Origin of the sequence: Synechococcus sp. R55.8 (assembly GCF_047461895.1) — a bacterium.
Lineage (GTDB): Bacteria > Cyanobacteriota > Cyanobacteriia > Thermostichales > Thermostichaceae > Thermostichus.
This window is the reverse complement of sequence record NZ_JANSIB010000078.1, coordinates 1-14,460: the sequence shown is the minus strand read 5'-3', so window position 1 is coordinate 14,460 and position 14,460 is coordinate 1. Positions and strand designations below refer to the sequence as shown.

General features: G+C 58.7%; 15 protein-coding genes. 6 read left to right on the top strand and 9 right to left on the bottom strand.

Annotated features, from left to right (window positions below):
* Together NW829_RS08800 and rpsN are read right to left on the bottom strand one after the other, a co-directional pair.
* Positions 1–620 (bottom strand): ribonuclease D (locus NW829_RS08800; RefSeq protein ID WP_414416900.1); only part of this gene is annotated, 620 nt, incomplete at its 3' end.
* 57 nt (positions 621–677) lie between these two features.
* A complete protein-coding gene (gene rpsN / locus NW829_RS08795; RefSeq protein WP_011432985.1) occupies positions 678–983 on the bottom strand; it encodes a 30S ribosomal protein S14 in 306 nt (101 codons plus the stop codon).
* Between the two features lie 186 nt (positions 984–1,169).
* On the opposite strand from rpsN, the gene NW829_RS08790 reads away from it, so the two are divergent.
* The gene (locus NW829_RS08790; RefSeq protein ID WP_414413118.1) at positions 1,170–1,484 is read left to right on the top strand and encodes a hypothetical protein; all 315 of its coding nucleotides are present in this window, start codon (positions 1,170–1,172) and stop codon (positions 1,482–1,484) included.
* Here NW829_RS08790 and NW829_RS08785 read toward each other — a convergent pair.
* Together NW829_RS08785 and NW829_RS08780 are read right to left on the bottom strand one after the other, a co-directional pair.
* Positions 1,481–3,016, bottom strand: a complete 1,536-nt coding sequence (locus NW829_RS08785) for a YcjF family protein (RefSeq protein ID WP_414413119.1) — start codon at positions 3,014–3,016, stop codon at positions 1,481–1,483. The genes NW829_RS08790 and NW829_RS08785 overlap by 4 nt on opposite strands.
* An 83-nt stretch (positions 3,017–3,099) precedes the next feature.
* The gene (locus NW829_RS08780; RefSeq protein WP_414416899.1) at positions 3,100–3,591 is read right to left on the bottom strand and encodes a cytochrome c oxidase assembly factor Coa1 family protein; all 492 of its coding nucleotides are present in this window, start codon (positions 3,589–3,591) and stop codon (positions 3,100–3,102) included.
* Between the two features lie 520 nt (positions 3,592–4,111).
* Between NW829_RS08780 and NW829_RS08775 the strand changes: the two genes are divergently transcribed.
* Positions 4,112–4,426: a hypothetical protein gene (locus tag NW829_RS08775; protein ID WP_414331733.1), complete on the top strand. Its 315-nt coding sequence runs from the start codon at positions 4,112–4,114 to the stop codon at positions 4,424–4,426.
* Between the two features lie 251 nt (positions 4,427–4,677).
* Here the strand turns inward: NW829_RS08775 and pcrA are convergent, their stop codons facing one another.
* Positions 4,678–7,038 (bottom strand): DNA helicase PcrA, encoded by a 2,361-nt coding sequence (gene pcrA, locus NW829_RS08770; protein WP_414416898.1) that lies wholly within the window; start codon positions 7,036–7,038, stop codon positions 4,678–4,680.
* Positions 7,039–7,170: 132 nt separating this feature from the next.
* Between pcrA and NW829_RS08765 the strand changes: the two genes are divergently transcribed.
* Both NW829_RS08765 and NW829_RS08760 read left to right on the top strand, forming a co-directional pair.
* Positions 7,171–7,803, top strand: a complete 633-nt coding sequence (locus NW829_RS08765; protein ID WP_414416897.1) for a hypothetical protein — start codon at positions 7,171–7,173, stop codon at positions 7,801–7,803.
* Positions 7,804–7,934: 131 nt separating this feature from the next.
* On the top strand, positions 7,935–8,579 hold the full coding sequence (locus tag NW829_RS08760) for a hypothetical protein (RefSeq protein ID WP_414416896.1): 645 nt from the start codon (positions 7,935–7,937) through the stop codon (positions 8,577–8,579).
* A 3-nt stretch (positions 8,580–8,582) separates the two neighbouring features.
* Here the strand turns inward: NW829_RS08760 and dapF are convergent, their stop codons facing one another.
* Positions 8,583–9,452, bottom strand: a complete 870-nt coding sequence (dapF, locus tag NW829_RS08755; protein WP_414416895.1) for a diaminopimelate epimerase — start codon at positions 9,450–9,452, stop codon at positions 8,583–8,585.
* A gap of 26 nt (positions 9,453–9,478) precedes the next feature.
* Entirely contained in the window at positions 9,479–9,610 is a 132-nt protein-coding gene (gene psbN / locus NW829_RS08750; RefSeq protein ID WP_011432995.1) for a photosystem II reaction center protein PsbN, read from the bottom strand.
* 202 nt (positions 9,611–9,812) lie between these two features.
* Here psbN and psbH point away from each other — a divergent pair, with 202 nt between their 5' ends.
* Complete coding sequence (gene psbH / locus NW829_RS08745) at positions 9,813–10,016, top strand: photosystem II reaction center phosphoprotein PsbH (RefSeq protein ID WP_414331336.1); 204 nt, start codon at positions 9,813–9,815, stop codon at positions 10,014–10,016.
* Positions 10,017–10,110: 94 nt separating this feature from the next.
* Here the strand turns inward: psbH and NW829_RS08740 are convergent, their stop codons facing one another.
* The gene (locus NW829_RS08740; RefSeq protein WP_414416894.1) at positions 10,111–11,307 is read right to left on the bottom strand and encodes a PQQ-dependent sugar dehydrogenase; all 1,197 of its coding nucleotides are present in this window, start codon (positions 11,305–11,307) and stop codon (positions 10,111–10,113) included.
* A 172-nt stretch (positions 11,308–11,479) separates the two neighbouring features.
* Here NW829_RS08740 and NW829_RS08735 point away from each other — a divergent pair, with 172 nt between their 5' ends.
* On the top strand, positions 11,480–13,876 hold the full coding sequence (locus tag NW829_RS08735) for a glycoside hydrolase family 31 protein (RefSeq protein WP_414413158.1): 2,397 nt from the start codon (positions 11,480–11,482) through the stop codon (positions 13,874–13,876).
* Here the strand turns inward: NW829_RS08735 and NW829_RS08730 are convergent.
* Positions 13,869–14,336 (bottom strand): peroxiredoxin family protein, encoded by a 468-nt coding sequence (locus NW829_RS08730; protein WP_414383249.1) that lies wholly within the window; start codon positions 14,334–14,336, stop codon positions 13,869–13,871. The two genes, NW829_RS08735 and NW829_RS08730, sit on opposite strands and share 8 nt — an antisense overlap.
* Positions 14,337–14,460 lie beyond the last annotated feature (124 nt).

Below are 14,460 nucleotides of genomic sequence, written 5' to 3'. Positions count from 1 at the left end.
AAGACGTTACTGAAGCCCAACAGATCCAGCTCTACCAAAGTAGGCAAATGTTGGAAACACTGCTGCGCCAACTCCCAGCGTTCTTCCCGCCGTAACATCTCCGCCAACTTGTGGCGCACCGGGATCAAATAGCGAACATCGTTGGCGGCATATTCCAGCTGTTCGGCGGATAGCGCGTGGACGGCTCCCCAATCGGAGCTTTGGGCAGTTTTGTTGAGTTCGACCCCGCACAGCTCGCTCACCACATCCTTGAGGCCATGCTTGCTGGTGTAGGTGCGGGCCAGTTTGCTGGCAATTTTGGTGCAAAAGACGGGCCACGCCCGGATCCCCAGGTGATAGCGCAGCATCGCCAGGTCAAAGCGGGCGTAGTGGAAAATCTTTTCAATGCTTGGAGCCATCAGCAGCTGCGCCAAAAAGGGGGCCTGCTTTACCCCGCGGCTCAGCCGCAACAGCACCACCTCACCGGCGGAGTTGGCGATTTGCACCACGCAAAGCCTGTCCCGCTGCGGGATCAGCCCCATTGTTTCTGTATCCACGGCCAGGTAAGGTTCCCTGGCCAGGGCCTTTGCCACTGCAGGGGTGAGATCTTCGTCACAGAGCTGAAAAGGTTGCAGGCCCACTCAGGATCTCTCAAAAGGGTGTTTTGGCTGCATAACCAAGCGGCGAAGGCCAGGCAACTACCAGCTAGACTTGACCACACCTGGCAATAAGCCTCTGTGGGCCATTTCCCGCAGGCTGTTGCGACAGAGGCCGAAATCGCGGAAGTAACCCCGGGGGCGCCCGGTTTTCCAGCAGCGGTTGCGCAGGCGTGTGGGCGAGCTGGCCCGAGGGAGTTTTTGCAGTTGGGCGTGCAGCTCCATGCGGGTGGCCTGGTCGATGTTGGGATCGGCCATGGCCGCTTTCAGTTGTTGGCGCTTCTCCCGATACTTCTCGACCAAGCGTTGGCGCTTTTTCTCCCGCTCGATCATGCTCTTTTTAGCCACGGCTCACTGTTTCCCCAGATTTTTCAGCTTTACTAGAATAACGGGGAGCAGCGGCCCCAAGCAAGGGGATCCCAGGCCCGCCCACGGCCATCCTTGCCCATGTTTTTCCGGTCTCCGTGGGATCCCTGAGGCCAGCCCCTCGGCTTGGGGGCAACCTACCTCTACAGGCGAGGTTGGTGTTGGGTGATGGCCATTTCCAGAGTGATCCCGTTTATCGCCACCAAGTTTAGGGTTTCCCCAGAGCAGATTGAGGCCACGCGCGTGATTCTCCACAAGCCGCCGGCTCTGTTGGCAGTGCTGAAGTCGGCCTCTCCACTGCCCAAAGAGGTTTTGCAGGATCCCAGTTTGGCCTATATCTATCCTGCCGCCTTCATTCAATGGTCGAAGTGCATGCATGGCTTGGCGGATTGGGATACCGTGCCGGCACTGAGCTACGCCGATTATGTGGCGCAAATGGAGCTGGCCTTTATGCCGACCGATATTGCCCTGAGCGGCCATTAGGGATCCCTTGGGTTGGCCATCCCATTTCGGAAGATGCGCCGGGAAGCCTCGCGGACAAACTCTTTGAGCCAACCGGATTTTTGGGTATTTTGCACCTGGGCTTTGACCACCGCCTGCATCCCCCCTTCGCCCCAGCTTTGGTTGTGCTGGAAGTACTCAATGAAGCTCTTGCCGGCAATGCGGGTGAGATAGCCAGCGCTGGCCGCCTGAATGGGGGCTGTCGCCAGAAAACCGACGACGCTTACCTCGGCAACGGTGGCCAAGATCCCCGTGGTCAGTTGGATCGCTCCTTCCACCAAGCCCAAGCCGGCTAAGGTTTTGGCCAGAGACAAGGCCAGCTCCCGCCCCTGCTGCAGATCCATCTTGCAGCCGTAAAGGGATCCCAGTTCCACCACCATCTGGGCGTTGATGGCGGCAATGGCCAGCAGATCCACCGCCGGGATGGGGTTGGCGAACACCACTCCTGTAACAATCCACTGAAAGCGATCGATCACCTCCTCCGCCTGCCGGCGCAGTTGGGCTTGGAGAATCCGCTTGGCCTCTTCCCCCAACTGTTGCGATTGCAGCAGGGCATTGTCCAAGGCCAGGGATCCCCCCTCGGCATAGAGCACCGCCTGCACGCGATCCCGCACGGCGGCCACATCCGGCTCCGGTCGCCAGGTTTGGGATCCCACCCGCACAGGGGCTGGAGCAGCGGCAGCTATCAACACATCCTGAGGTGGAATCAGGGGGTAGACCCGCTCCCGCAGGCGTTGCAAGAGGATCTGCCGTTCTTCTGAGGTGTAGCGATCCGCTTTGTTCAGGATCAGCAAGGCCCGCTTGCCCAGGGCGATCAACCGGCGCAAGGGATCCACCTCTGACTGGCGCAGATCCCCATCCACCACCACCAGCAGCAGATCGGCAGCTTGGGCTTGGGCTTGCGCCTCCTGTTCCCGCATCACCCCTGCCGGGCCGATCTCCAAAATGCCGGGGCAATCCACGATCTGCACCGGCTGCGGGATCCCGGGCAAGTTCCAATCGTAACAAGCTACCGCCTGGGTGGTGCCCAGAGTGGCCCCCACCGCCCCCGCCCGCCGCCCCAGCAGCGCGTTCACCAGAGAAGTCTTGCCCGCCGACCCGGTGCCGAAGACCACCACCTTCAGTTGGGGCTGGGCCAACTGTTGGGCCAGCAGAGCCGACCGTTCTGCCAGCGCTGCCCGCGCCACTTCATCCTGGATTTGCGCTAGCTGCGCCTCCAGTTGAGCCAAGTTCTGTTGCGCCGCTTTCCGCTTTTCCAAAGCCGTCTCCGGCAAGGCAGGGGGTCTCCTGCTGGGGGCGGGTTGGCGAAACAGAAACAAGTAGTAGATGGCAGCGGCCAAAAACACCAGCAGCAGCAGCAGCAGCACCCCGATCAACAGCCCCCCCAAAATCGGGTGGTAGCGGGTGGCGTAGTACAGATCGAGAAACGATTGGATTAGCCAAACGATCAGGCCGGCGAACGAGGCCAACAGCGCCAACAACAGCAGCAAGCGCAGGTAAGGAAGCGACCGCATAGGGATCCAACAAGGCCACAACCGTTCGCGTCAGCGGGACGGAGTCCTTTTGACTCTACCCGCGGCTGAGCATATCCGGCTACCTAGATGTCGCCTTCTGGCTGCAGGGGCAGGGCTTCTCCATCCGACTCTTCCTTTTCACACCGAGATTCCCCCTCGATGACCTGAATGGCCTGCGGATCCCCGTCAACTTTCACCTGCAGATGGCGCAACTGCCATGCCGAGCCGGCCATGCCCCGCTCCGATTCCACAACCACATCGCCGGTGCGCTGGGCCCCTGTAATCAAAAAAGACAGACACACCCAGCCCGCTTCCTCATTTTCCTGAAAACGCAGCCGCGAGGGCCATCCCGGCCTCAGGGGCTCTCCCAAACGTTCCACCACCACGGCATTTTGTTCGAGCTGCTCCACCGCCAACTGGTAGGTGCGATAGGCTCCTGAGGCACGGATCCCATTCCAGATCAGGATCCCTGCCCCCGCCAGCCCCAAGCCCAGCACCGCCAGTAGGCCCAGACAGCCGCAGCCACAGCAGCCCAGAGGGGCAGCACAGCCGACTTTTTGTGGAGTTTCTGACACGGCCAATCGCCACTACAGAATGCCCCCACCCTAACACAAGGCTGTTGCTCATCCTCTATGCCTTCATTGCCGACAAGGTACAGACAAAAAGCCAAGCAACCCTACGCCATTTGTCGGTGACGAACATCGCTTCTCAGTTCCGTATTGCCACAGATATCTGTTACGGCCTCAAACAACAGCTCGAAAAATCATGGGATCAGCACCTCTTTGGCAAGTTCAAGCAACTCACTGTTGAGTCTAATTTTGTACTGCAGTGAGGATGGGATCCCTACGTATCCAATTGTTGGCTCTGCTCCCACTTCGATTGGAAAGGCTTGTGACACAAAGATTTCAAGCTTTTCGCCTACACGGAATCCGGATGGCTCAGAAGGTCAATGGGTATCTGGAAAGACCTATTTCCGAGCACCGAGAAAGAAGACAAAGTGCGCGCATACCGAATCCGCTATTTGGCGGAGTCAATATCAGAGGGATTTGTCGAGAATAAGAGCAGCAAAAGGTCTCCATCCAATCGCCTAAACCTATGGATGAAGCGACAACCATAACCGTGCAGCAGATCATTCAAACCGCCATGATGACCGGTTTGCTCACCGCTGCTCAGGAACACGAACTTAACGTAAGGCTATTTCGAGAGGAGTGCTCCGAAGCCGACCTCTTCCTGCTGCGCCGTCTACACCGCTGCCTACGCCAGGGATCCATCCGCCAGATCCCGGCCCTGAACAACACTGTAGCGGTTGGCCGCTTTGGCCCGCCCCTGCGCCTGGTACCGGACAGAGCCGAGACAACTCAGTCCCAGCCGACTGGGTTAAGCCTGGCGAGGGATCCCAAGACCGGGTAGTCAAGCAATTACAAGCAATTAGTGACGAGGGGGCAGAGGTAAGGTCGAGGGTTGGGCAACGGTCAAATCAGGGAAAGGGGGAGCTGAGGTTTTGCTTTCCCCGTCGTGCAGCAACACATATAAAGCAAACACATATAAAGCAAGGGATCACCAACGACGTCAACGGCAAGGCAATCTCGAATGAGCTACGGACTTCTACAGCACTTCCCTTTGCCTCTCTTCATCGCTGGAGCCCTTCCGAGTTCAGCCGCCTAGCTAAGCTTTTGAATAGGAGCGATACGGGGATCCAAGATTTTCTGTTGACCGATAGCGGGAAACCTCACCGCAATCGTGACCCGTTCACCACTGCCGAACACATGGGTAATCTGGCCTTGTCCGAATTGGGGATGTTGCAAACGATCTCCAATCGCCCACTGTTCTGAACGGCTTTGGCGGCGATTGGGCCTGGCCTTGGGTGCATCTGAAAGGGACAGTCCACTGCCGTGGGAGAGCTGTCGAGAAACGGCTCCGCGTCTGTCGAATTCGATTAACTCTTGGGGCAGTTCACTTAAAAATACCGAAGGAATAGCTGGTTCGCGGTTGCCGTAGAGCATCCTTTCCCTGGCGTGGCTGATATACAACTGCTCACGGGCACGGGTAATGCCCACGTAGCAAAGGCGTCGCTCTTCTTCCAAAGCAGCGGGATCCTCCAAAGCCCGGAAATTGGGAAATAGACCCTGTTCCACCCCCACCAAGAACACAACAGGAAACTCCAAACCTTTGGAAGAGTGCAACGTCATTAGCGAAACTTTCTCAGCGCCTTCCTGAAGGTTGTCCAAGTCGGAAGCCAAAGACACATTGCTCAAAAAAGCCTCAAGGCTGGGATCCTCCTGTTCTTCCTCGAATTGGCGAGCGGCATTGTAAAGTTCCATCACGTTGGCCGCTCTTTCTTCGGCTTCGTCTGTACCCTGCGCCTTGAGATCCTCCAAATAACCGGAATCCCGCAGCAGCCCTTCGATAAGGGTGGCGGCTGAGGTTTGAGAAGCCTGTCGATGCCAGTGCTGAATCAACTGAGCAAACTGAATGACAGGCTTAGCCGAACGACCCACCAAGCTACTTACAGAGGTTTCGTCGCTGAGAATTGCCCACAAAGGCACGTTTAGAGCAGCCGCCGCTTCGGTCAGCTTGTCCAGAGTAGATTTGCCGATGCCACGGCGCGGCACGTTAATAATTCGCAGCAGGCTAAAGGAGTCGGCAGGGTTGGCCACAACCCGTAAATAGGCTAGGACATCCTTAATTTCTTTGCGGTCGTAAAATCGCAGTCCGCCCACCACGGTGTAAGGGATCCCCCACCGCAGCAAGACCTCTTCAAAAGGACGGGATTGAGCGTTGGTGCGGTAGAGAATGGCAAAATCTCCCCAGGAAAAAGCATTGGCATTTTGGCCGTGTAATCGTCGGATGGTATTGACGACAAACTCGGCCTCTGCAATCTCATCATCCGCCTGATGAAGAAGAATCGGATTTCCTTGCTGACGGGTTGGCCTGAGAACTTTATCAATGCGCTCTGTATTTTTCTCGATGAGAGCGTTAGCTGCCTGCAGAATGGTAGCTGTAGAGCGATAGTTCTCCTCCAGCTTGATCATGGTGCGGGTATCATCATCCGGGAGACCATCTCCAAAGGTCTCTTGAAACTCCAGCAAAATGGTAAAATCTGCCCCGCGAAACCGATAGATGCTTTGATCGGCATCTCCCACCACAAAGATCGATCGGTTTCTCCAATCCAACCGAGATCTGCAGGTCTCGCCGTTGGTGGCCAACAGACGAATCAACTCATACTGAGTGCGGTTGGTGTCTTGGTATTCATCCACCAAAATGTGTCGAAATCGTTGGTGCCAGTAAGCCAACACCTGCTCGTTTTGTCGAAAAAGCTGCACTGGTATCCAAATCAAGTTATCAAAGTCCAGAGCATTGTTGGCTGCCAGTTGGTCTTCATAGATTTCGTAAACTTGGGCAATGGTACGGCCACGGAAGTTGGGCTGATTGCGCTCCAGGTCGGCAGGAGTCCAACCTTGGTTTTTGGCATTGCTAATGGCGTAGCGTACCGACCTTGGGTCAAACTTGCGCTCATCCAAGTTCAGTTGCTTGGTTACAATCTCCTTCACCAGAGATTGGGCATCTGATTCATCGAAGATCGAGAAGTGGCGAGTCCACTTGCGCCCCTTGGGATCCTGATATTTTTCAATATCTATGCGCAGGATCTGGGCAAATAAGCTGTGGAAAGTGCCGATCCAAAGGGGTTTAATCAGCCGATGGTAAACGCTGGATTTCAGCCGGGTGACTTGGGCTGGCTCCAATTGCTCCAGCGGGATCCCAAATTGTTCTTGAGCTTCTTGTTCGGCAAAGAGCTGCTCAATGCGCTCTTTCATCTCACGGGCGGCCTTGTTGGTGAAGGTCACGGCCAAAATTTCTCCTGGATCCACCCGATAGTGGCGAACCAGGTAGGCAATGCGGTGGGTGAGGGCGCGCGTCTTGCCGGAACCTGCCCCCGCCACCACCAGCAGCGGGCCACAAAAATGTTGCACCGCTTGCCGTTGAGAAGGGTTGAGGGCATCCAGCAAAGAGGCGTGAGTCATGGCCAGCAAACCAGAAACTGCCTTCCATTATGGGCACCAACCCAATGGGGATGAGAAGCCCAGAGGGCATTTTGGAGCACCAAAGATGAAGATCGGTTAAGATTTGGCCGGCCCGCTCCAGAGCTCCCCGCCATGAACCGAGTGCTGTCCTGCTGCTGTGCCCCGGCTAACCGCTGCTGGCTTTGCGTTCAAAAGAGACTTGTGGCTTTGGGGTTTGCCACCCTTGCCCTGCTTTCTCAAGGTGCGTTCGATCCCGCCCAAGCTGGCAACTGCCCCAGCAACAGCAACCCCAAAACATCTCTTGACCTCAAGGTGGAAAGCGTTTCTGGGGATCGGCTTGACCTAAGTCGGTATGAGGGCATTCAAGCGTTGATCTTGACCAACAGCCAAACCCGCTCGCAATCGGAAGCCCTCTCCAAAAGTTTGGCCCTGGAGTTTGGGCAAAACCCTCGGCTGCGCCAGATCGTGCTGGTGGATGGCAGGGGGCTGATGCTGGTGCGCCACTTGGTTTTGCAGGCCATCCGGGAGAGTGTACCGACGGATCCCCGCCTGGTTTCTCCGTTTGTGTATGTCTCGGTCGATTTTGAGGGAGCAACCATCCAGAAGCTGCAAGAAATAGCCGCTGCAGCTTTGCCTGGGATCAATTTTCGCCGCCAGGCTGTTTTGTTGCTGTTGGACGGCCAGGGAACTCTTCTGAGCGGATTTGCCGACTTGGAGCAATCCAACCTCAGCATTCGCCGGTGCATTCGCACCCTCATGGGATAGTCCCACTTCCCTTTCACACCGGCAACGCCTCTCCTCTGCTGCTCTGGCCCAAGCCATTAAACTGGTCATACCGGTCATGTTGAAGCTTGGAGTCAACCATTCGAACGACGGTTCACTGTTTACGGGATCCCATGCGCCGCCAGCTCAAAATCTTGAACCAAATCCTCGATTACAAGCTTGCCAACTTGCGGCTGTTTGGCCGAGCCGAGCTGAAGGGGCCTGTTCTCAACGTGCTGCTGGAACGGCTGCCGGGCGATGTGGTGGATACCCTGCAGGTGATGGAGGTGGTGCGCAGTGCGGTGGAAGCCTCTCTGCTGCAAGGGTTGCGCAAGGTCAACGTTTACCTTTGGTGCCGCGGACAAACTGAAGAAGCGCCGGAGTGGAGCGAAAGCTTTGCTGTAGAGCCATTGGTCTTGGCCCACCCCAAGGAGCTCCGAAGCCTTGCTTTCAACTATCGACAAGACTATCCCGGCATGCGGGTGCTGTTTTTCTGCCTGGGCCTTTGTCTGGGCGGCTTTTACCTGTTGGGGGGCTGGGAGCAGACAGGTTGGATCGATTGGATCCCCGTAGGACTGGCCTTCGCCTTGGGGGTGATCTTCCCCTGGCTCAAACGCTCCCACAGCCAGTTTGTACACCCTCTATTTCTCCGCCTTGGCCTGGGCTTGGGCTTGGTCTTATTGGGCCTGGCAGTGGCGCTGATCTGGCGGCAGGGCTGGAGCGTTGCCTATGGGATCCTCGGCCTCCTGGCCATCCTCCTGTTGGGTCTGGGAGCCTAGTTCTCAACCGGCAGTGGTGCCGCTGAAGACGTGTAGGGCAGGGCCGGTCATCCACACGTGCTGTGTGCTCGGATCCCAGCGAATTTCCAGATTTCCTCCCGGCAGTTCTACTGTAGCTTGCGATTCTGCGCGCTCCTCCAAAACAGCAGCCACCAAAACAGCACAGGCACCCGTCCCACAAGCCAGCGTTGCCCCTGCTCCCCGCTCCCAAACCCGTAGGCGCAGACGAGTCGGGCTGAGCACCTGCACAAATTCGGTGTTGGTGCGCTCAGGAAAGGCCGGATGATGCTCAAACAGGGGGCCCACAGCTGCCAAGTCCAGCTCCTCCAGGGATCCCTCTTCTTCCAGGAAGACCACACAATGGGGGTTGCCCATGCTCACCGCCGTCACCCGCCACTCTCGCCCGGCCACTGCAAGCGGCTGCCGAATGACCTTCTCATCCGGTTCGACCAAGGTGGTGGGGATCTGCTTGGCCAAAAGGCGAGGGATCCCCATGTCCACTGTGACCAGCCCATCTGCCCGCACCTGCGGCACGATTCGCCCCGCCAAGGTGTGGATCTGGTAGGCGCCATCCCGACCTGGGATCCCCAAGTCCTGCAGAAAGCGGGCCAAACAGCGGATCCCATTGCCGCACATCTCCGCCTCGGAACCGTCGCTGTTGAAGAGGCGCATGCTAAAGTCCGCCCCCTCCTGCCCCGGCAGCAAGAAGATAACCCCATCGGCTCCTACCCCAAAGCGGCGATTGCAAAGGGCGACGGCCTCTTGCGGGCTCAAGCAGGGTTGAGACTGCCAGCGGTTGTCCACCAAGATAAAATCGTTCCCCAACCCCTGGTACTTGTGAAAGGAGAGACGGGGGGTCAACCGAGCAGACATTTACCCAGATATCCCAACGACAGGCCTTAATCCTCGTGCATCTCGTAGGGATCCTGCAAGTCCTTGGAAGGGGGGCCAAAGGCTGTGTAGATGGCAAACGCAGTGATGCAGATGGTAACTGCCGCAATCGCCACAATCAGGGAAAAGGTGGGCTCCATATCGTTGTCTTTGATCCTGAGAGTATTCGACTACAGTATTACACAAGTTTACAATTCATTGCCCAAGACAAAAAGGTTCGGCCAGATTCTGATAGCGTGATTTTAAAAGGCGGCTGCTTTGGCGGTGCTGAGCACCAGGGATCCGCCTTCGAGCCTGCTATCTTCGACTTCGTCAACGTGTTCGGTTTCTAAGCGAGAACCTATGGCCATTCGTACCAAACTGGGCGATCTGCTGCGTCCTCTCAACTCGGAATACGGCAAAGTGGCTCCCGGCTGGGGCACCACGCCCCTGATGGCGGTCTTCATGGCCCTATTCGCCGTCTTTTTGTTGATTATCCTGCAGATCTACAACAAGTCGCTGCTTTTGGAAGACATCAACGTTTCTTGGGAGAGCCTCAGCTTCTGAGTTCCCCAGCCCTACTCTGGGGAAAGTCCCTGTCCCGCCAAAGAGCTGCCCAGCGGGAGCAGGATAGTTTCCGTCATCTCCTAAGCCGATGCCTTCAGGGTGCTGGCTCCAGGCGCAGCAGGGATCCATTCGGGGCGTCCGTCAACAGGTAAAGGAGTCCATCCGGCCCCTGCCGCACATCGCGAATGCGGCCCACCGCCCCCTCTAAGAGACGCTCTTCTGCCACCACGCGCTCTCCATCCAGTACCAGACGGGCCAAGTGTTGCCCGGCCAGCGCCCCCACAAATAGGTTGCCCCGCCATTCGGGGAAAGCCTCCCCTGTGTAGAAAGTCATGCCGGAAGGGGCAATTGAGGGTGTCCAGTGCAGCAGGGGCGAAGCCAATCCAGGAGCTGCCGCCAGTCCTTGGCCGACGGGTTCCCCCGTATATTCTCGACCGTGGGTGATCAAGGGCCAGCCGTAGTTGACGCCGGGGGCCAAGATGTTGATCTCGTCTCCACCCTGGGGCCCATGCTCGTGGGACCAAATCGCTCCCGTCTCGGGGTGGCGGGCTATTCCCTGAATGTTGCGGTTGCCGTAGGTAAAAATTGCCGGCAAAGCCCCCGCTCGGCCGACAAATGGGTTGTCCGCCGGGATCCCGCCCGCATCCGTAATGCGCAACACTTTACCGGCAGAATCCCCCAAATCTTGGGCTCGATCCCGTTCTCCGCGGTCGCCGGTGCTGATGTAGAGAAATCCCTGTTCATCAAAGGCCAGGCGGGAGCCAAAGTGCTGTCGAGCGGGGGTCTTGCGCTCCATGTCGAAAATCACCTCCAGATCCTGGAGTCCCTTCTCCCCCAAGCGGGCCCGCGCCACTCGGGTTCCCCCGCCGCCCGGCCCAGGAGCGGCATAGGACAGGTAAATCCAGCCGTTCTCCGCGTAATTAGGGTGCAAGGCAATGTCCAGCAGGCCCCCCTGTCCGCGGGCAAATACTTCTGGCACACCGGCTATGGGCTGGGGATCCAATCCCTGGGGGGTAACTCGGCGCAGCCGCCCTGGGCGTTCGGTAACCAAGAGAGTTCCATCCGGCAAAAAGGCCATCCCCCAAGGGTGCTCCAAACCCTGGGCCAAAGTAACCACCCGAAACGCTTGCTCCGTTCTGGCCCTGGGCAAGGCTTGGGCATGATCCCCCTGTTGCAGGGTCATCACCATCTCCGGGCTGACCGGGTAGGCCGCCACGACAGCGGGGACGGACACCCCCCCAAAAAGCAGCAGTGAGGAGAGAAGCTTGATCGCCGGGATCCTCATGGCCATTGCCGCCTCGTTTTCGCGATGGATTCTGGGGTCTGAGCTAGTCGATTATTACCGCTGCTCTTCTGGAGATGGGTACCGATGAGGGTAAAACCCACTGCGGACCAGAGTGGGCAACCCCCTGTCCCCTCCCGGCCATAGGCTAGCCTTGAGAGCAGCAATCTGTCTCCAAAGCATGCTGGAACCTGGCGAGATCTTGGGACTCGATCCCTCGGGCGCGAACGGCCAATCCCCCGCCCGCCCGCCCCAAAGGCCAACCTGCGGATCCCTGCAGCAGCTCCAGCCCCACTCCAGAGGGATCCACCTCATCTGTGCCCAGGGCCGCTGGTCTATGCAGGTGCTCACCCCCCGTCTGTTTCGGCTGCGCTTTAGCCCCAGCGGAGCGTTTTTGCCCCGTCGTTCCTGGGATGTGGCTCCAGCCGATGAAGAGTGGCCGCCGGCTCCCTTTGAACTGCAGGAAAGCTCCACCCAAATCCACCTGTCCACCTCCCAGGTGCAAGTTCAGATCGATCGGGATCCCCTCCGGTTCAGTTTTCAAGACTCTCAAGGGCAAGAGTTTTGCGCCGATGTCTCCTCTGGGCTTACCTGGGGATCCGATAGCATCCGCCTGGTCAAACACCTCCACCCTGCCGAGCACATCTATGGCCTAGGGGAACGGGCGGGGCTACTCAACAAACGGGGTCGGCGCTACAGCCACTGGACTCGCGACTGCTGGAACTACGACGCCCACAGCGACAATCTCTACCAGGCCATTCCCTTCGCCCTGTTTCTTCGCCCCAACCTCTGCTACGGGCTCTTCCTGCACTGCACCCACTGGAGCCAGTTCGACCTGGGCCAGATCGATCCCGAGCAGTGGGCCATCGAGGTGCGCGCCCCCGAGCTGGACTACTACCTCATTTACGGCCCCACTCCAGACTTGGTGCTCGATACCTATACCCAACTTACCGGGCGGCCTCCCCTTCCTCCCCTCTGGGCCTTGGGCTACCAACAGTGCCGCTGGAGCTACGCCAGCGCCGCCCAGGTTCAAACCGTTGCGCAGCAATTTCGCCAGCGGCAGATCCCCTGCGACGTCATTTACTTGGATATCGACTACATGCGCGGCTACCGCGTCTTCACCTGGGATCCCCGCCGCTTCCCCGAACCGGCCCGGCTCATGGCCCAACTCCACGAGGCTGGCTTCCGGGTGGTAGCCATTGTGGATCCCGGCGTCAAGTTCGAGCCCGAAGCCGACTACGCCGTCTTCGACGAGGGCTTGGCCCAGGATTTCTTTATCCGCCGCGCCGACGGCCACCTCTTCCATGGCTACGTTTGGCCAGGCAAAGTCCTCTTTCCCGACTTCTTGCGCCCCGGAGTGCGGCAGTGGTGGGGATCCTGGCAACGGGTTCTCACCCAAGCCGGTGTGGATGGCATCTGGAACGACATGAACGAGCCGGCCCTCAACGACCGCCCCTTTGGAGACGGCGGCCAGATCGTCGATATCCCCCTCGATGCCCCCCAAGGCCCACCCGACGAACCCACCACCCACGCCGAAGTTCACAACCTGTACGGCCTGCTGATGACACGCGCTTCCCGTGAAGGCTTGGAACAGCTCAACCCCAACCGGCGCCCCTTCGTGCTGACTCGCTCCGGCTTTGCTGGGATCCAGCGCTGGGCTGCCGTCTGGACAGGCGACAACCAATCCTCCTGGGAACACCTGGAGATGTCCCTGCCCATGCTCCTAAACCTGGGCCTGTCGGGAGTTAGCTTTGTCGGCGCGGACATCGGCGGCTTCGGTGGCAATGCCACTCCCGAGCTGTTTGCCCGTTGGATGCAAATGGGAATTCTTTACCCCCTCATGCGCGGCCACAGCGCCCTGGGCACCCGCCCCCACGAGCCCTGGAGCTTTGGCCTCGAAGTGGAAACCATCTGCCGGCAGGCCATTCAGTTGCGTTACCAGCTGCTGCCCTACCTCTACAGCCTCTTTTGGGAGTCCAGCCAAACCGGATCCCCCATCTTGCGCCCCCTTCTCTACGAGTTTCCCGACGATCCGCAAACCTACGAGATCTCAGATCAAGCCATGCTGGGATCCGCCCTCCTAGCTGCCCCTGTGGTTCGGCCTGGCGTGCGGTGCCGCGCTGTTTACCTACCCCAGGGCACTTGGTTTGATTGGTGGACAGGTCAGGCCCACACCGGCCCCCGCTACATTCTCGTCCCTGCCCCTCTCGAACAACTGCCGCTGTTTGTGCGGGGTGGCTCCGTTCTGCCTTTAGCTCCCCCCTGCCCGTCCACCGCCCACCTGCGCCGTGACCAACCGCACCTCAAACTCTACCCCGGCAACGGCAGCTTCACCCTCTACGAAGACGACGGGGAAACCCTCGCCCATCGAGCAGGAGCCTGGGCCACCACCCTCTTCCGCTTGCGACAGCAAAATGGCCAGCTCATTCTGGAGATCGAGGCCCGCCAGGGCAACTGGAGCCCGCCCCAGCGTAGCTGGCTTCTGGAGCCCCTTGGCCACACTCCCCTCTCCCTGCCGGACACCGGACAGCCGCAACGGGTTCTCTGGCCCACCCCAGAGGATCCCCCGTTTAGCTAATCGCCCTCACGGCCTCCAGCAGCTCCCGGTTGTCTCGCTTGAACAAGGGCAGCCACTCCACATGCTGGTAGCGTAGGATCCCTTGGCTATCCACCAAAAAATAGGCCCGCCGCGTCCCCAGCAGGCTGTCCACCCCGTACTGCTGGCTCACGGTTCTGTCCACATCGCTCAGCAAAGGAAACTCCAGCTTAAGCTGCTCGGCAAAGGCTTGGTGCCTGGAGAGGGGATCGCTGCTGATCCCCAAGATCTCGCAGCCCGCGGCCCGGAAAGCTTCCCAATCCTCCCGAAAGCAACGCATCTCGCTCGTGCATACCGGGGAAAAATCCGCCGGGTAAAAGGCCAGCAACACCTTGCTCTTGCCCCGGTAGGCCGCCAACGAGATCCGGGCTCCCTTCTGGATCCCTTTCCCCACCGCAGGCAAGCTAAAGTCAGGAGCAGCAGCCCCAATCACAATCCCCATAAACCCGTCTGACCCAAACTAAGCTCACTTCAACAGTCTAGCGGTGGATCCGGATCCCTTCTGGCTTCAAAAAATTTTGGGTTGGATATCTTGACGGGGTGGTGGGGGTGGGGATAGGGTAGTA